This window comes from Rhodococcus sp. T2V (assembly GCF_029269925.1).
GTDB lineage: Bacteria > Actinomycetota > Actinomycetes > Mycobacteriales > Mycobacteriaceae > Rhodococcus_F > Rhodococcus_F koreensis.
The window spans coordinates 72,801-90,639 of sequence record NZ_JARJBD010000028.1 but is presented as its reverse complement, the minus strand read 5'-3'; the positions used below and the strand labels follow the sequence as shown (position 1 = coordinate 90,639).

At 63.1% G+C, this 17,839-nt stretch carries 11 protein-coding genes and 1 pseudogene; 6 read left to right on the top strand and 6 right to left on the bottom strand.

Features of this window, described 5'->3' with window-relative positions; translation table 11 throughout:
- Window positions 1–61 precede the first annotated feature (61 nt).
- Window positions 62–1,291 carry a cytochrome P450 gene (locus tag P3H15_RS23550; RefSeq protein WP_276139439.1) on the top strand — a complete coding sequence of 410 codons (1,230 nt, stop codon included), beginning with the start codon at window positions 62–64 and terminating at the stop codon, window positions 1,289–1,291.
- A gap of 38 nt (window positions 1,292–1,329) precedes the next feature.
- Window positions 1,330–1,950 (top strand): annotated as a pseudogene (locus P3H15_RS23545) (class I SAM-dependent methyltransferase); the annotation flags it as partial.
- 225 nt (window positions 1,951–2,175) lie between these two features.
- Here the strand turns inward: P3H15_RS23545 and P3H15_RS23540 are convergent.
- Window positions 2,176–4,506 carry a LuxR C-terminal-related transcriptional regulator gene (locus P3H15_RS23540; protein ID WP_346348799.1) on the bottom strand — a complete coding sequence of 777 codons (2,331 nt, stop codon included), beginning with the start codon at window positions 4,504–4,506 and terminating at the stop codon, window positions 2,176–2,178.
- An 844-nt stretch (window positions 4,507–5,350) separates the two neighbouring features.
- On the opposite strand from P3H15_RS23540, the gene P3H15_RS23530 reads away from it, so the two are divergent.
- Entirely contained in the window at window positions 5,351–6,166 is an 816-nt protein-coding gene (locus P3H15_RS23530; protein WP_276139438.1) for a FadR/GntR family transcriptional regulator, read from the top strand.
- A gap of 148 nt (window positions 6,167–6,314) precedes the next feature.
- Here the strand turns inward: P3H15_RS23530 and P3H15_RS23525 are convergent, their stop codons facing one another.
- From P3H15_RS23525 to P3H15_RS23505, 5 genes are all read right to left on the bottom strand, one after another.
- Complete coding sequence (locus P3H15_RS23525; protein ID WP_276139437.1) at window positions 6,315–7,808, bottom strand: MDR family MFS transporter; 1,494 nt, start codon at window positions 7,806–7,808, stop codon at window positions 6,315–6,317.
- Between the two features lie 308 nt (window positions 7,809–8,116).
- Window positions 8,117–11,626 (bottom strand): serine/threonine-protein kinase, encoded by a 3,510-nt coding sequence (locus P3H15_RS23520; RefSeq protein ID WP_276139436.1) that lies wholly within the window; start codon window positions 11,624–11,626, stop codon window positions 8,117–8,119.
- A 388-nt stretch (window positions 11,627–12,014) separates the two neighbouring features.
- A complete protein-coding gene (locus tag P3H15_RS23515) occupies window positions 12,015–12,815 on the bottom strand; it encodes an SDR family NAD(P)-dependent oxidoreductase (RefSeq protein ID WP_276139435.1) in 801 nt (266 codons plus the stop codon).
- A 127-nt stretch (window positions 12,816–12,942) separates the two neighbouring features.
- Entirely contained in the window at window positions 12,943–13,776 is an 834-nt protein-coding gene (locus P3H15_RS23510) for an oxidoreductase (RefSeq protein WP_276139434.1), read from the bottom strand.
- Between the two features lie 360 nt (window positions 13,777–14,136).
- Window positions 14,137–14,937, bottom strand: coding sequence for an SDR family NAD(P)-dependent oxidoreductase (locus P3H15_RS23505; RefSeq protein WP_276139433.1), 801 nt, complete (start codon window positions 14,935–14,937; stop codon window positions 14,137–14,139).
- A 108-nt stretch (window positions 14,938–15,045) separates the two neighbouring features.
- Between P3H15_RS23505 and P3H15_RS23500 the strand changes: the two genes are divergently transcribed.
- The 3 genes from P3H15_RS23500 to P3H15_RS23490 all read left to right on the top strand — a co-directional run bounded on the left by P3H15_RS23500 (window position 15,046) and on the right by P3H15_RS23490 (window position 17,833).
- A complete protein-coding gene (locus P3H15_RS23500) occupies window positions 15,046–15,657 on the top strand; it encodes a TetR/AcrR family transcriptional regulator (RefSeq protein ID WP_276139432.1) in 612 nt (203 codons plus the stop codon).
- 155 nt (window positions 15,658–15,812) lie between these two features.
- Window positions 15,813–16,430, top strand: coding sequence for a MarR family transcriptional regulator (locus tag P3H15_RS23495; protein ID WP_346348798.1), 618 nt, complete (start codon window positions 15,813–15,815; stop codon window positions 16,428–16,430).
- A 32-nt stretch (window positions 16,431–16,462) separates the two neighbouring features.
- Entirely contained in the window at window positions 16,463–17,833 is a 1,371-nt protein-coding gene (locus tag P3H15_RS23490) for an MFS transporter (protein ID WP_276139431.1), read from the top strand.
- Window positions 17,834–17,839: the final 6 nt, after the last annotated feature.

The following is a 17,839-nucleotide window of genomic DNA, read 5'->3' as shown; positions in this document are numbered from 1 at the left end:
CCGGAGAACAGGAGAACCCATGACCGTCAGGCACACTCACCCGGCACGAGAAGGACATCCGATGAGCCGAACCGTTCCCGTCCCCCACGGCCTCCCCATGGATCGCGATGCAGGGCCGTTCGACCCGCCCAGCGCAATCACCCGGTTGCGCGACGCTCGACCCGTCAGTCCCCTGATCTTCCCCGACGGTCACGAGGGCTGGCTCGTCACCGGCTACGACGCGGCCCGCCGGCTTCTGGCCGACACCCGGTTCAGCTCGCGCCCGGACATCGGCATTCTGCACGTGCCGTACGAGACGCCCGGCATGCCCGCCGCCACCGAGCCGTCCCCTCAGGTCCCGGGGCTGTTCATCGCGATGGACCCGCCGGACCACACCCGGTTGCGGCGCAAGCTCACCGGGGCCTTCACCGTGCGACGCATGAAGCAGCTCGAGGAGCACATCGTCGACGTCGTGGAGCGGCACCTGGACGAGATGGCGCGCCTGGCCCCGCCGGTCGACCTGGTCAAGGAGTTCGCACTGCCGGTGCCTTCGTTGGTGATCTGCGAACTGCTCGGCGTCCCCTACGCGGACCGGGAGACTTTCCAGGTCAACACGGCCAAGTTCCTGGTCAAGGACCAGGCGCTCGACGAGAAGATGGCCGCGTACGGCGCGCTGACCACATACCTGGCCGAGCTGGTCGCGCTCAAACGTGCCACACCCGGCGAGGACATCCTGTCCGACCTGGCCCGCGACGACGACCTCACCGTCGAGGAGCTGATCGGCGTCGCGTTCCTGCTGCTGCTCGCGGGCCACGAGACGACCGCCAACATGCTGGCACTGGGCGCCTTCGCGTTCCTGGAGCACCCCGAGCAGATGGCCGAACTCCGTGCCGACCCGGACCTGATGCCCGATGCCGTCGAGGAACTCATGCGCTACCTGGCCGTCGCCGACATCTTCTACCGCTACGCCACGGAGGACATCGAACTCGGCGGCGAAACTATCGGCAAGGGATCGACCGTCGTCGTCTCCCTGCTGGCCGCCAACCGCGACCCCCAGCGTTTCGACAACCCCGACACCCTCGACATCCACCGCAAGGCCCGCGGTCACCTGGCCTTCGGCCACGGCATCCACCTGTGCCTGGGCCAGCAACTGGCCCGCCTCGAGATGCGCGCCGGCTTCGAGGGACTGCTGCGCCGCTTCCCGAATCTCGAACTCGCCGTCCCGGCGGGCGAGGTGAAGCTCAAGTCCGACATGAACATCTATGGCGTGCACGAACTTCCGGTGTGCCTTCGGCCCGTGAGTACTTATTAACGTCGGGCGGTTAATAAGTACTCACGGGCGGTCACGCACCGGGACGCGCCCTCGACGTCGGCTGCGGTGACGGCGCCGACGTGCTCTGGCTCGCCCGCCAGGGATGGGCCGTCACCGCGCTGGACGTTTCGCGCATCGCCCTCGACCGGGCCCGGGCCCACGCGGACAGGGAAGATGTGGACATCACCTGGGTGCTGAGCGGATTGCTCGATGCCGAGTTACCCGCCGGTGGTTTCGACCTGGTCTCAGCCCAGTACCCGGCCCTGCGCAGAGCCGCCGACCGTGCCGCCGAACGCGCGCTGATCTCCGCCGTCGCGCCGGGCGGCACCCTGCTGGTCGTGCACCACGACATCCGCAACGCAGCCGCGGCACGCGAACACGGCTTCGAACCCGATGAGTGGGTCGCACCCGGTGACGTGGCAGCGCTACTCGATGACAGCTGGCACACCGACGTCAACGCGGTGCGGGAACGCTCGATCAGCGGCGGCGCGGGAGCACACCACACCCACGACGTGATCCTGCGCGCCCACCGGCTACCGCCCCACCGCAGCCCTTCCATCAGGGATCGGACAGCCAGCGGGCGCTCACACAATCGCACCCGCTACTGGGACCACCGACAGGCGCGGTGGCCAAAGAATCACACCAACCAGCCCCGAGACCAAAGGCCGCGGCCCACACCACGTCCTCCTGCTCCACCGCGGTCAGTTTCTGATCCGGCACCCGCAGACTCCGCGCGCGCAGGCCATCGTCAAGTCGTCGCTGAATGCGGGACCTGGTGCGCAGGTTCGACGTCAGTGGTGCGGTACGGAGGCCTGAGGCGAACGCGTACGACTCCCGACCTGTCTCGTTGCTACGCGTGACGCTGCGAGAACGCCCGGGAAGAACTAGAAGTTCTGTTCGTCATGTGTTTGCTCGACCATCCACGCCGCGATCTGTGCCCTGGAGGTGAATCCGAGTTTTGCAAGGACATGCTCGACATGCCCTTGTGCTGTGCGTTGGGATATCACGAGTTTCGTGGCGATTGCTCTGTTTGTGAGTCCCTGTGCGACGAGAGTGGCTACTTCCAGCTCCCGTTTGGTCAGAGTCGTCGAATCTGAGGTTGAAGCTGGCGACGCTGTCGGGAACTGCTCGTCGAGCGCATATGCAAGGGCTTCCTCGTAGCCGAAAGCCTCCCCTTGCGCGTAGGCCGATTGGAATGCCCGGTCACCGAGCGCTCGACGTATGCGGCGTTCGCACTCCTCGTGGTAAAGGAGAAGATTCGGAACGATGGCGGTGCGGCCGCCGACCTTCTTCCCGAGGGACTCGGCGCTTCCCAACAGAATGGCGGCGCGTTGTGCCCTTTGATCACCCGCAGCGATCCAAGCCAGCGCTTCCAAGCACCATGCAGAGGTAAGTGGGTCATCCACGACTCGCGTGAGTTGCAGGCCTTGTTCGAGCAGTGTGGTGGCGCGAACAGGGTCACCTTGCTGCGCAACCAGCATTCCAAGGATCCACAGTGCATATGACCGGTACACAGATTCGCCGCGAGGCTCGGCGAGTGAAAGCACCTCCTCGTGACAGGCGACCGCTCGTTCAATGTCCCCGTTCAGTCCGCAGGCCAGTCCGAGTCCGAGCAGATCGCCAATCACTCTGTGAACATTGCCGCCCTTGCGGAAGAAGTTGACAGCGGACTCGAAACAGGCGACGGCATGAGTGAGGTCCCCAGCGTACAGCGACAGGCGCCCTTCGTCGGAGGTGACGAGCGCACCCATCTCGTCACCGCCGATCTTGGTTGCGACGACGCGCGCCTCTTCGATGCGAGCCGCAGCTGCGCGGAGGTCCCCCTGCACTCCGGCTAACATGCTGTCGGCGCAGAGCGCTTTGACTCGTCCGGCACTTGGTTGGCCGCCCTGACTGGCGAGGGCGAGGTCAAGCCAATGTCTTCCCTCACCCAAAGGACTACGCAAACGCCAGAACGGATAGAGGGCAGCGGCGATCTCCACGCCAGACTCCGACTCAATAGGATCTGTCATTGAAAATTCAAGTGCCTCACGAAGATTCGTCTGTTCTCGCTGCAATCGCGTTATCTGCTCCACTTGCGACGGGCTTATCCATTCCACCTCCGCCCGCAGCGCCATCTTTTTGTACCAGTCGCGGTGGCGACGTCTAAGCTGCGAATCCTCCCCCGCCTCCTGCAACTTCTCACGTCCGTACTCGCGCAACGTCTCTAGAAGCCGGTACCGCACGACCTTGCCGGGCTCCTCACGGATGAGAATTGATTTGTCGACGAGCGAAACTACGTGATCGAGAAATTGTTCGGAATTCAATTCGTCTGCGCAGATTTCCTCCGCCGCATCGAGTTCGAAGCCTCCTGCAAACACTGACAATCGGGCCCACAGTTGTCGTTCACGAGTGGTGCACAGTTCGAAGCTCCAGTCCATGGAAAGGCGTAGAGTCTGCTGACGGCCTGGCGCAACCCTGCTGCCACCTGTTAGCAATTTGAATCGGTCCGTGAGACGCTGCAAGATCTGTGTTACCGACATCGCTCTGAGCCGCGCAGCCGCCAGCTCGATGGGTAGCGGGAGGCCTTCCAAGCGGGAGCATATTTGGGCGACCGCCATCTGGTTTTCCTCAGTTAGCTCGAAACCCGGGAGTGCGGCTGCAGCCCGCTCAGCGAAGAGGGTCACGGATTCGTATCGCGGAAGACTTCGTAAGGAAACTGAACGGTACCGATCCGGTACCGCCAGCGGGGGAACTCTCATTGTGGATTCGCCGCCGATACCGAGCGGTTCCCGGCTCGTGGCCAGGATACGCAGATCCGAACAGGATGTGAGCAGTGTTTCGACGGACTTCGCGACCTCGTCAACGAGGTGCTCACAATTGTCCAGGACTAACAGAAGTTGTCGGTCCCTGAGATACTCGACCAGCATTGTCAACGTCGGGCGAAATGATTGTTCTCTGAGTCCTAGACCGGTAGCGATGGTGTCCGGTACGAGAACGGGGTCTCGCAGGTCGCCGAGTCCTACCAGCCAGACTCCGTCACGGAATGCGCGCTTCGCCTCCGCCGCAACCCGCAAAGCCAACCTTGTTTTTCCGACTCCTCCAACTCCTGTCAGTGTCAACAGGCGAGAGGAGGACAGCAACCGTCTTGCCTCTGCTACTTCATGGCGACGACCGACGAAACTAGTCAGTTCTAGGGGCAAGTTTCCTATATTGCTCCGAACGCCGGCTGCCATCCCATCGTCACTCTCGTCGAGATTATTCACACAACGGTACCCGTTGGCGCCGTCACCTGGCATGGGTTGTCGGACTGTGCCCGCCGGAATTACAGTCCCTGATTGACTCGGCTGGAAATCTCCGTCCTGCGCATCGGATTGTCCCCACCGGTGCCGGTTGGATCTCGTGTGAGTCGGCCCGCATGCATCATTGGTCGGTAATGCGCGACCTCGTGTGGCGCGTCGACCACGTTCGTCCTGGGATTCGCTCTGAATCTAGGACCATCCCAAACCGTCCTTGCGCCGGCGCGTAGCGGGCGTACATGCTTGTTTCCCTCCGGGGTGGTACGGCTCAGCCGCCTTGACGAAGACATCCAGATCATGGGTCAGCCCTGAAACAACAGCAGCGCGAAATTGCCGGCAAGCACGCCAGGTCGACGAAATTGCCGTTCGCCCACTTTCGTTGCTGGAAAGCAATACTCCGTCGCGGATCGCCGGTAGTGGAGTAGGTGGCTGCCGATCATGAGGACTCGCTTTCAAAGTCGGTCGATCCTGGGCGATGACTGCCAGACCATGGATAAAGTTCGACGCGATCGTTCGTACGGCCAACTACGACGTCGTGATCAGCACCACCGCGAAGGCCCTAGTGGAGCTGTGCCGCATCCGTCAGGGAGCGTCTCCACCCCGTAGGTTGCGACCTCCCCGCAACCTGCCTGAAGGTACCCGCACGCTCCGCGGTTCGTAGGGGGCGATGGATGGGGACAGCACCCTGGACCGCTACCGAACACACGAGGGGCCTGCGGTACCATTAATACTATGATTGGACAGGCAGGTGGCATCGTTGTGCACGCCCGGAGGCGACGCCATGCCCGCTAACGCCGACGATTCACGGGCCACGCCTGTCCGTAAAGCTGTCCACGAAGACCGAGCCCCTCGTCGGCGAACCAAGAGCCGACGATCCCACAAGGCTGCCGTTGAAATCGCCCAGCTCATCGTCGATGACATTACCGATGATCGACTGGCGCCGGGAACACGGTTGCAGAGCGAACGAGACATGGTCGCCCGCTTCGAGGTAGGCCGCGGAACGCTACGTGAGTCGCTGCGATTCCTGGAGATGAGCGGGGTTCTGACAATGAAAGCTGGGCCCCAAGGCGGCCCCTTTGTTGCGGATCCTGATGCCCACGATCTCGCCGGCTCCCTCGGACTGTTCCTGCAGCTTCGAGCCGTGCCCTTCAGCCAGATCATCGCAGCCCGCGAGATTCTCGAGCCGGAGCTGGCAGGGCGGGCCGCCGTAGGCGCGTCTGAGGAAATCCGAGAGCTCATCGCGGACTCCATAGCTGGGATGGAAGCCTTCCTCGACAACGACGAGAACTTTCGCGCGGAAAACGACCGGTTCCACGCTGCGATCGCTACCGCAGCGGGGAATGATCTCTTCACCCTCCTTATCGTGTCGCTTCACCAGATCACCGATGGCATGCCGTTGGGTGTCAGCTACTCGATCGAGAATCGCGCCGCCGTGCTCAAGGCACACGTCACTATCGCTGACGCGATCCGGGCTGGCGACCCAGAAGGCGCCCGGTGGGCGATGCGCCGGCACATGCGCGAGTTTCATGAGTTCGTAAAACGGCGGTACCCGGAGGCCTACGAGCGGCCCGTGAAGTGGCGTGACGTTGCGCAGTAGAACGCGGGCCTCGTTGCCGCATCGCGAACTGGCGTGATCCGTGTGTTCGCGTGAATTCTCGGTGTTGTAGACGAACGACGAGGGCCAAATTGACGCCTGAGCTGCTGCATCCTCGCGAGACTGCGGTCGATCGCAGGCAAGCCGCGGACTACCCCTTCCGCGAATACGGCCTCGCGCGGTTTCGTTTCACCTCCGCGCGGCGGGGTACCGCGCTGCGTCTCGTCGCGAGGAAGAGGGTGAGAACGAAACCGAGGACAAGCAGCGGGACGGTCGCGAGGAAGGTGCCGGCGACGGTGTCCGAGAACGCTTCCAGCACTGGAATCTTCACCGCGGGCGATAGAGATGCGATGGTGTCGGTCTTGGTGGGATCGAACTCGGCCGGCAGGGCCGAATGGTTCAGCGCAGTGGTCAGTCGCGGGTTGAATGCGTGGTTGAACGCGGCCCCGAACGCTGCGACACCGAAAGCTGCTCCCATCGAGCGAGAGTATGTGACCATGGCGCTGGCCGCGCCCAGGTCGGCGGGGTCGACGGCGTTTTGGACGGCAGCCATGATGACCATCGGCACCATTCCGATGCCGATACCGACCACAGCGAAGTAGAGGCCTAGTACCCAAGCGCTGGTGTGGGCGCTGAGGGTGGCCAGCAGAAGCAGTCCGACAATGTTCAGTGCCATGCCCGCAACGAGGCAGAGTTGCCACTTACCGGTACGTCCGGTCCATCGGCCGGCGAGCGCTTGGCTGATGACGAGGCCGAGGACAAGCGGGAGCATATGTACGCCCGAGAGTGTTGCGGAAACGCCGTGCACTACCTGCAGATAGGTGGGCAGGTAGACCAGCACACAAAACATCGCGAAATTGGCGATGAAGCCGACGAGTGCGGCAATGGATACCGTTATGGTCGTCAACATGGGCAGCGGCAATACCGGTTCGGGTGCCCGGCGTTCGGCCGGAAGGAGGACGAGGAGCAAGACCACGGCCGCCGCCGCAAGGGCAATGGTGCGGGGGGAGATCCAGCCCCACTGATCACCAAAGGAGACGATCAGCACGAGGCAGACCGACAGGGCCGCGAGAATCGTCGCTCCGAGGTAGTCGATGGGACCAGTCCGGCGCTTGGCGCCCGCGGGTAGGTTCCGCGAAGCGAGTAGCAAACCGACCAGGCCGATGGGGAGGTTGATCAAAAAGGCCCAGCGCCAGGAGAGTTGGTCGGTGAATACGCCTCCCAATACAGGACCGAGAATGCTGGCTACGCCGTAGACGCCACCGAACATACCTTGGTATCGGCTCCGGTCCTCCGGACCGGCCACATCCCCCACCAGTGCAAACGTGAGGACCAGCATTCCGCCGCCGCCCAAGCCCTGTAGGGAGCGTGCCGCTACGAGCTGAATCATGTCCTGGGCCAGTCCGCACAATCCGGATGCGACGAGGAACATGGCCATGGCAACCAGATAAAGGCGTCTGCGGCCGAACATGTCGCCGAGCTTTCCCCACAGCGGTGTCGATGCCGTTGTCGCGAGGAGGTAGGAGGCGCTGACCCAGGCGATGCACGCGAACCCGCCCACGTCGGAGGCGATCGCAGGCAGCGCGGTTGAGACGATCGTCTGATCGAGGGCTGCAAGCAAAACGGCCATTATCAGCGCGCTCAAGGCAAGACCTGCCGATGGCACTGTTCCGGCGTGCTTGGCAGAGTTCTGTGCGGGTTCCGTGGACGGAGTAGGCATGACTACCTCGGATCTGCAATGGAGGGCTCAGGGGCAGTTGTCTGACCAAGTCCGCCCCCGGAGCGGCGCAGGCGTCCCCCAAACGTTTCTAACTAACTGGTTGTTTGTCAGATTAGCATCTTTTCAACCAACCGGTTAGTTATTAAATGTGATCGTTCGCACACAGCCCGTCCACGATCACCAACCGACCACGGAGAAATGCTGGAGCCTCGGACACACCGTGTTGGCGTGGATCAACGCGGGTCTTGCGTTCGCTCCGTCGAGCCGGAAGCCTGGTTGCGTTCCGGTGCGGGATGTTCGGAGCTGACCGAGACGTCATCGAGGAAGGTGGACGGCACCGGTTCCCAATTGCTCTGCCAGTGGCCGTTTTCGACGTCTTGTCTCAGCTCACGGACGAGTGGGGGGACGTGTGGTCCACCGTCGAGCAGGTACTGCCTCAGGCCGATGCGGGCACATTTCGCCATGACTCCTGTGAGGAGGTGTTTGGCTTGCTCGGTGCGTCCGGCAGCGGCGAAGGCCTCCACGAGGAGTCGCTGCGCGTCAAGTGCAGCGCGTGGCCGGCCTCGCCCCTCGAGCGTCTGCACCCATTGGCCGGCCCACTCGCAGGCGAGTGCGACCGTCTGCGGTGTCGCGTTGGGCTCGAAAAGGAGGAGCTGGATCGCGGTTGCTTCCTCGAGCTGGACGGTGGTTTCGTCGAGGCTGTCGACGGGAGTTCGGCGATGGGAATAGGGCGTAGCTACGATGCCGTCGAGTCGTTCTCCGGTCATTGGATGGAGGAGGATTCGTTCGTAGTCCATCCGCGCCTGTAGTCGTGGGAGTCCTCGGGTGATGGCGATGCGTGTGCCTTCGTCGAGGTACCGTTTCGCGGATTCGTTGTCGTTGCGCAAGGCCTTGATCCGTGCCCCGGTGGCATAGCGGGCCAGCATGAAATCCACGACCCCGCCTTGGTCACGGATTTCGTTGCTCTCATAAAGCAGCTGTTCCGCTTCGGTGATGTGACCTTGTTCGTAGAGCAGTTCGGCGAGGAGCGCGCTGGCAAGTCGCGCAGCACGGGATTGGGTTCCGCCCAGGGTGGCACCCAAACGGAGCGCTTCGCGAAACTCGGCCTCTGCTTCGGCGAGGGCGAGTCTTTCACGGTGCGCGAGACCAGCGAAGCAATGCCCGAACATCACGCTGAAGGGGCCCGTAGTGCGATCGTGGTACGGACGCGCCCAGACTTGACGATCGATCGCGGTGTCGAATCGGAACTGATGGATGTCGACAAAAGTCGCGATGTCGGCGGCGGCGGAGACGACCCATGGCGGCAGCCTCCCTGGATCCCTCAGGCATCGGGACATCAGGTCGTCGACGCCGCCTATGCGATCCGATTCGATCGCGATGTGTCCTTGGACGACGTCAGCTTCTGAGCGCAATTCGGCGGTGTCGTGGTCGGTGCCCTGGTTCGTCTCGAGCAACCGGTAGACGCGGGCGAGTGCTGCGCGTGCACGGTGCGGCTGGACCATGGTGCACTCGGCCCACGCGGTGGTCAGTTGCAGTCGGGGACTGTGCTCGACCAACCCTGGGGGCAGTTTGGCGATCAACGCCAAAAAGCTCGCCATCTGGGCGTGTTCGAGCATGGACATGCCGTCGCGTTCGAGCAGGCGGACGGCTGTGGTTTGTTTTCCGGCCGCCAATGCATGATCAACCGCCTCACTGAGTAGCCCCCGGGTGCCGAACCATTCGGCGGCGATTTCATGCAGGGTGACGACGCGTTCGGGTTGATCTCTTTCGAGCCTTTTCTGGAGAAATTCCGCGAACATGTGATGGTATCGGAACCACTGTCCTTCATCGTCGAGCCTGTGCAGGAAAAGGTCTCGTTCCTCGATGTCTTCGAGTATGGCTTGGCCTCGGTGGGATCGGGTCAGGACGGATGCCAGTGAGCCGCTGATCCGCTCGGTGACCGAGGTCGCCATCAGGTAGTCGAGCGTCTGCGGTTCGAGGGTGTCGAGCACGTTGTCCGCGAGGAACTCTCCGATGGAGTGATGCCGGCCGGACAGGTGTCCGATCAGCTCGCCGGGATCGGTGGTCTTGCGCAGCGAGAGCAAGGCCAATTGGAGTGCGGCCGCCCACCCTTCGGTGTTCGCCGATAGTTCGGTGATCGCCGTATCAGGGAGTTTCAAGCCTGATTCGGCGAGAAAGGCTCTCGATTCGTCAGGGCTGAAACGCAATTGGCTGGCATCTATCTCGGTCAATTCATCGAGCACACGCATACGGCTGAGTGGAAGCCCCATCTGGGTTCGGGTGGTCACGATGATCTGCAGGTGGTGGCAACCGTTGTCGATCAGGAAGGCCAGGGCGGCGACGGTGTCCGGGTTCGTGACTCTGTGCCAATCATCGATGACCAGGGCGATAGCCCCTTCAGCCTGGTGAATCTCGTTGATCAAGGATGTGAGAATGTAATGTTCCGCCTGGTCGCCGTGCTCTTCCAGGGTTAAACCCATCTCCCGGGCGAGGGCCGGCCGCACTCGCCGTATTGCCTCGATGAGATGAGACAGGAACCACACCACATTGTTGTCATCGCGGTTGACGGTCAGCCATGCGACAGCCACGCCGTCGTCGGCCAGATTCTCGCTCCATTGGGAGGCGAGAGTGCTCTTGCCGAATCCTGTGGGTGCATGAATGACGGTCAGTCGCCGCGGTTGGCCGGCGCGCAGGGTGTCGATGAGTCGGGTGCGTGGGACCAACTCGTGAGGAGTGTTGGGCGGGCGGAACCGGGTTGCCGGGGTAGGTGGAGTCAGCTGGGCGACGCGCGCTGCCCGGTCGCCGTGTTCGGCAGGTATCTCTTCGGGTGTGCGGAGATGAGTCGGCAGAGCCATTTCGTCGACGGGGAGGTGGTGGTGGGCCTGGATTTCCCGTAGTTCGTTTCCGAAGGTCGATGCCGTCGGGGGGCGTTGATCAGGATCGCCCGCCATCGCGTGTTCGATGGCACTGCTTACGTCGTCGGGTATCCCTCCCCCGCGCAGGTCGGGTACGGGTTGGGTGGTGATTCGCAGGAATTGGGCGACGAGTTGTTCGCCGCTACGCCGTTCGAAAGCAGCATGGCCGGTGATGGCGCAGAAGAGGGTCGCGCCGAGGCTGTACAGATCCGAGACCGGGGAGGGTGGTTGCCCGTGCAGCACCTCGGGGGCGGTGAAGGCTGGCGACCCGGTGATGGTGCCGGCCGCGGTCTGGAATCCACCGCTGATCCGCGCGATGCCGAAATCGGTCAGCTGTGGTTCGTTGTAGTCGGTGAGCAGAACATTCCCTGGTTTGACGTCACGGTGCAGTACACCGAGGCGGTGTGCCGTTTCGAGCGCCCCGGCGAGCTTGACACCCAGGCGCAGCGCCTGGGCCCATCCGAGGGGGCCGCCGCGGCGGATTCGGGTGTCCAAGGAGCCGAGCGCCCGGTACTGCATGACCAGATAGGGGCGATCACTCGCTGTCGTCCCGACCTCGTGGATATCGACGATGTGAGGGTGACCGGACAGTTGGCCCATGGCGAGCTGTTCACGGACGAACCGTTCGCGATCCGCGACGCAGAAGTCAGCGGTCAGTACCTTGACGGCGACGGTGCGGTTGAGGGCCGACTGCTGGCAGCGGTACACGATGCCGAATCCCCCGCGCCCGATTTCCGTGGCGTCGGTGAGTCCGACCGCAGCAAGTTCAGCGACGATGCCAGGGATCGGGTCACGCTGTGTCGTCGCCAGTGGTTCTGAGCCAGCCATCGTCGTCCTCGGCGCGAACGTGAACCGTGCACATCCGTGTAGCCATGTCGTCACCTCTCGCCAGTTTTCTCAGCATAGTTCCGATAAGTTCCGGTTCCGATGGGTCCGCGCTGTGATGCCATCGCCGCCGGCCGAGAAAGATCAGACCCCACGGCGGGGTTGAGCCGTACGAGTCTCGCTTTACCCGCACGGCGCGTCGCCTACGGCAAACACTCACCCGGCCTCGACAGCGCTGGTGTCAGCGGCCTGGAATGCGCGAGTTTCGTTGCGGCCGTGGTTTGCACTGCTGTTCTCTCGGCGGCGAGGGGGCCACGGTGCTTCCCCCTGGCCGCGACTCGACCCGGTGATGAGCAGGCCTACCCGTCAGACCGTTGATTCGTCCGGGTCCCTAGAAGGCACCCTTGATGAGGCCACCGTCGACGCGGATCGTGGCGCCGCTGACGTACTCTGCGTAGTCGCTGCAGAGGTAGGCCACTGCACCGGCGATCTCGTCGGGGTAACCAAAACGACCCCGATCGTTGGGGATGAGCGAGTTGACCGCGTTGGGTTCGATTTCTTCCCACGTCTGCCCCCAGCCGCGAGCAGGCGCAATGCTGGTCACCAATTCCTGTGTTGCCTCCACCAGGATCGCGCCGGGCGAGACGATGTTCGACGTGACCCTGGTGTCCTCGAGTTCGCGTGCGAGTGAGACCGCCAGGTTGTGTCGTGCTGCGAGCGTCGCGTTGTACTGCGGGTGCGTGTTCATCGGCTGCAGGGCAAGACCACCGCCAATCGTGATGACGCGTCCCCAGTTCTGTTCACGCATCTTCGGCACGAGACGCTGGATCATCCGCACACCGGAAATCACATTGGTGTTGTAGGTGAACGCCCACTCGTCCGGTGTCGCGTCCGCCCACGACAGGTGTCGGTAGAAGCCTGCATTGTTGACCAGGATATCGATCGGACCGCCGGCGAGAGCCGTCTGTGCGACCGCGTCCGCACCAGGGTCGGTGGCGAGGTCCCCGAGCGCTACCACGGCAGCGCCGCCGGCGTCACGAATTGTGTCGGCGACCCTATTGCTGCGGGCCTCGTCACGGCCGTGAACGATGACGGTGGCGCCCTCTGCCGCCAGAAGCTTGGCGGTCGCCTCTCCTAAGCCGGCGCTCGAGCCGGTGACCAGGGCGCGCTTTCCGGTGAGATTCAGTTCCATGTTTCCTCCTGTTGAGTGGGTCGTAATCGGTGCGCCGACCAGGGAGATTGCGCTCAGGGTGTGGTCCTCGGAGTTTCGGTGCTCGTCGCCGGAGATGGGTGCAATGATGCACAAGTAGGGGTGACGGCTACGGACCAGTGGGAAAGTCTGCTGCCCGGCTCAATGCTGCCCACTTGTCGGCCTCTGCGGCGCGTTCGACGGACGATTTGTGTGCCATCTCGACGGCGCCGGCTCCGAGCAACAGCCTTCTCGGGGGATCGTCGGATTCGACAACATCGATGATCACTTTCGCTGCTCGTGCTGGATCGCCGGGTTGGGTTCCATCGTTCTCGCGTCGGTAACTGTTGACCGCGCCAACGGTGTGCTCGTAATCGGCTCCGACAGAGGGTAATTGCATCGACGACCCCTGCCAGTCGGTGCGAAACGCTCCTGGTTCGACGATGAGCACCTTGACACCGAATGGCTGCACTTCGTTGGCCAGTACCTCGGAGAATCCTTCCACGGCAAACTTCGCCGATTGGTACGCGCCCAGACCGGGAGTTCCACCAACACGTCCGCCGACGGAGGAGAACTGCACGAAGAAACCTCCGCGTTGCTTCCGTAGGACCGGAAGGGCTGCGCGGGTCACATTGACCACACCGAAGAAGTTGGTTTCGAGCTGGTTCCGAAAATCCGTGTCATCCATCTCCTCTATCGGAGCACTGTTGGCGTATCCCGCGTTGTTGACCACCACATCGAGCGCGCCGAACTCGACGACAGCGAATTGGACGGCAGCGCGCGCCGCCGTGGCGTCGGTGACGTCGAGCTGGAAGATCCGCCCACGGTCGTTGTCACCGACAAAGGTCAGATCGGCCGGGCGGCGCGCTGTTGCGACTAGGTTGTCCCCTCGATCGAGGACAGCCTTTGCGAGGTCGCGGCCGAATCCGCGTGAAGCTCCGGTGATAAGCCAAGTCTTCGCCATCGTTCTCTCCTCCACCTATAGCAACTGACTAGTTGGTTATGCCTTTCCATCACACACCCGCCTACCAGGCGGGCCACTCCCGACTGCCCGTCGACCCTCGCCGACAGCTGGTCGGCAGAGAAAACCGGCGCGACTGCCGGGCCGCAGAACGAGAGGTGGATACGGTCCGATGTCCGGGAAAGAAGTGTTCGACCGGACATCGGACCGGGATCGTGATCGCCCGCCGCGGGAACGCGACAGGGCGGAGCGGGAAGCACTCGCCTGCGCCCGGTTGAAACCCGAGTGCCGATATGGAGACTCGGACAGGAACACCGTGTCTTTCCGATTGGCGTACATGACGCGCCCGCACAACACGACGAATCAGAACGCCGATCGGATCGTGCCACCGTCGACGCGGATCGTGGCACCGCTGATGTATTCGGCGTAGTCGCTGCAGAGGTAGGCGACCGCCGCGGCAATCTCGTCGGGGCGACCGAAGCGGCCGACGTCGTTCGGCACCCATTCGCTCGCCGCGGCGCGTTCGATCTCGTCCCATGATCCGCCCCATCCGTGTGCGGGTGCGATGCTGGTGACGAGCTCCTGCACCGTGTCCACAAGGATGGCCCCGGGTGCCACTGTGTTTGAGGTGACTCCCGTGCCCTCAAGGTCGCGCGCCAGAGATACGGCCAGGTTGTGCCGGGCTGCGAGGGTGGCGTTGTAGTGGGGTTGCACGGCCATCGGCTGGAGGCCGAGACCACCGCCGATCTGGACCACCCGACCCCACCCCCGTTCACGCATGCCGGGAACGAGCCTCTGGATCATTCGGACCCCCGATATCACGTTGACGTTGTAGGTCTGCGCCCAGATCGCCGCGGCGGCCTCCGCCCAGCCGACCTGGTCATAGGCACCGGCGTTATTGACAAGGATGTCGATCGGTCCGTCGGCGAGAGCGGCGGCGGCGACCGCGTCAGCTCCGTCGTCGGTAGCAAGATCTCCGACCGCGACACTCGCCACGCCGTCAGCGGAGCGAATTTCCTCCGCAACCGCCTGCGCGCGAAATTCGTTGCGTCCGTGCACCACGACGCTAGCGCCTTCGGCGGCGAGCAACTTCGCGGTGGCCTCTCCCAGACCCGTACTTGATCCGGTGACCAAAGCGCGTTTACCAGTGAGTTTCAGTTCCATTTTCGATGGTCTTCCTTGAGGCAGCGCCTGAACGGCCCGATATCTACAACCGTATACTTAGCCGAACCGAATGTCTACATCCGTATACTTCAGCGGTAGACTGCTCGTATGAGCCACGACGGGGCGGACCTCGCCCGGAGCAGCACCCCACCCAAGCGAGTACGCAACGCCGCCGCTACCCGGGAGGCGATTCTGCGCTCGGCGGTTATCGCTTTCACGCGGCACGGATACGACGGCGTGGGCGTGCGTGAGATCGCGCAGTCGGCCGGAGTCACTGCGATGTTGGTCAACCGTTATTTCGGCTCGAAGGAACAGCTCTTCACCGAGGCGGTCGATACCGCTTTCGCCCCACGAACAGTGTTGTCGGACAACCCAGCAACGCTTGCCGGTGATGTAGCCGCACGCCTGGTCGAGCGCACGGCACCAGAATCCGAACATCTCGACCCCTTTCTGCTGATGCTTCGCTCCGCCTCGAACCCCCGGGCGGCAGAGATCGTGCGGGCAGGGGTGGAAAGGCACGCCGGACGGTACTTGAGCGAATTACTCGAGGGTCCGGATGCGGACGAACGCGCGATGCTGGCTCATTCGGTCATTGCGGGGTTCTGGCTCATGCGAAAGATGCTGGGCAGCACCGCACTCGTTACCGCCGATCCGGACGAACTAACCCGCCGACTCGAAGCGCTGCTGGTGATCGCCCTCTCCCCTTCCAGCGAGAAGTGACCAGATCGTCGTTCAACCACCGCCGACGTCCACTCGAGATTGGCCGGCCGAGGCATCCCCTTCTCACCGGACATCTTCGCGTCAGCAATTCGCGGGCCCACGATGTCGACGCATCGGGCCCGTCACACCAGTAGCTTCCCAGCGGCAGCAGTGTCATGTCCAAATTTCGTTGCACCACAGCCTATTCGGTCGATCTTGGATCCGTGCAGCCTCGGGACGAACTGGACCGATGTGATAAATCTGTCTCTAAATCTGTTCAGATTAACTGTATAGTTTTGCTTATGACATCCGGTTCGGGCCACTCGTCGGCGGCCGTTGATCTCGATCTAGCCATCCAGCGACTACGCGGTCGCATTCGGTCAGAGTCGGGGCTCGACAAATCTCCGTGGAGTCGGAGCCAGCTATCTGCCCTGGACCGGATTGTGCACGGCCCGCCGAGTACCGCGAGTGATCTCGCCGCGGCGGAGTCGATGCGTCCACAATCGATGGCCGCGGTACTGGGCCCGATGGAGCAGGAGGGCCTCGTGGTCCGGCACCGGGACCCCGAGGACGGCCGCCGCATGCTGATCGCCGCTACCAAAACGGGCCGCGAAGTGCTGCAGTCGGTACTCGAACTGCGCAATGCGTGGTTGACCGCCGCCGTTGATCATGTGTTACGTCCGGAAGAGTACGACGCACTTCCGGTGCTGGTCGATATCCTCAACCGGCTCGCCGACTGTGAAGTCCCACCGGTCGCTCGCCGCGCCGGCCGCTCCAGGGTAGCCCTCCTGTGAGCCCGGCCGTCCATACCCAGCGGCGCACACCCATGCAGGCTGAGACGCCGAGTTGGCGTCTGATCACTCCGTTGCTGTTGGGCTCGGCGTTGAACCCGATCAACAGTTCGGTCATCGCGACCACCCTCGTGGCGGTGGGACACGCTTTCGGCGTCGGGTCGGCTGCTACGGCGAGTTTGGTTGCGGCGCTCTACCTTGCGAGCGCAATCGGCCAACCCGCCATGGGCAAACTCGCCGAAGTGTTCGGACCGCGACGAGTGTTTCTCGGCGGGCTCGTACTCGTGGCGCTGGGCGGGCTGCTCGGTACGGTCGCAGTGAATATGCCGATGCTCGTTGCCGCCCGCGTGGTGCTCGGAGTCGGGACCTCCGCCGGATACCCCACGGCGATGATGATCATCCGGGCCTGGTCGCAGGAACGACCCGCCGGCCGGACAGGAGGCGCCCTCGGGGCCCTGGCTATCGCAGGTCAGGTGACCGCGGCGGTGGGACTGCCGCTGGGAGGACTTCTTATTGCCATCGGCGGCTGGCGGGTGACGTATCTGATGAACCTGCCGTTGGCGATCATCGGGTTGATCTTGGCCCTCGTGTGGGTTCCGCGGGATCCGAGAACGGGGAGGGCGCGATGGTCGTCGGTCGTTCGGGATCTCGATCCGGGCGGGTTGATCCTGTTCGCCGGAACGATCGCCAGCTTGCTGTACGTACTGGGCAACCTCGAGCACCCGAACTGGGTTGTCGCCAGCTTGTGTGGTGTATTGCTCATCTGCTTCGTCCTGTGGGAACTGTGGGTAGGCAAGCCATTCATCGACGTCCGGTTGATCGCACGTAACCGCGCCCTGACCGGTACATACGTTCGGGTGGCGGTGACGTTCTTGTTGAACTACACGATCTTGTTCGGACTGACCCAGTGGCTTGTGGAAAGCCGGGCGCTTTCGGCGGGACAGACCGGACTCGTGATGCTGCCGATGTCGGTGATCGCGATCGTGATCTCGATGCCATTCGCCCGGCGGAACCTGATCAGGTCGTCACTCGTAGTGACGGCGGTCGCGGCGATCGTGGGTACGACGAGTCTACTGGCCTTCACTGCGAATACACCGATGTGGGTACTGGTCGTCGTTCCCACGATCTTCGGCATCATGTCTGGACTGGGCATGATCGGCAATCAGGCCGCACTGTACCGTCAGGCCCCGGCCGAGAATGTCGGAGTGGCCGCCGGCCTGATGCGCACATTCATGTATCTCGGTGCGATCTTGTCGTCCGGTTTGATCAGTGTCTCGTTCGGTGACAACGCCACCGATGCGGGATTGCATTCGATTGTCGTCGCCCTGATCGCACTCGCACTCGTGCTTGCGGTGCTCACCGCGACGGGCCTACGTCGTCTAGGCAGCTTCTCCCCTCCGAGCTAGCTGACC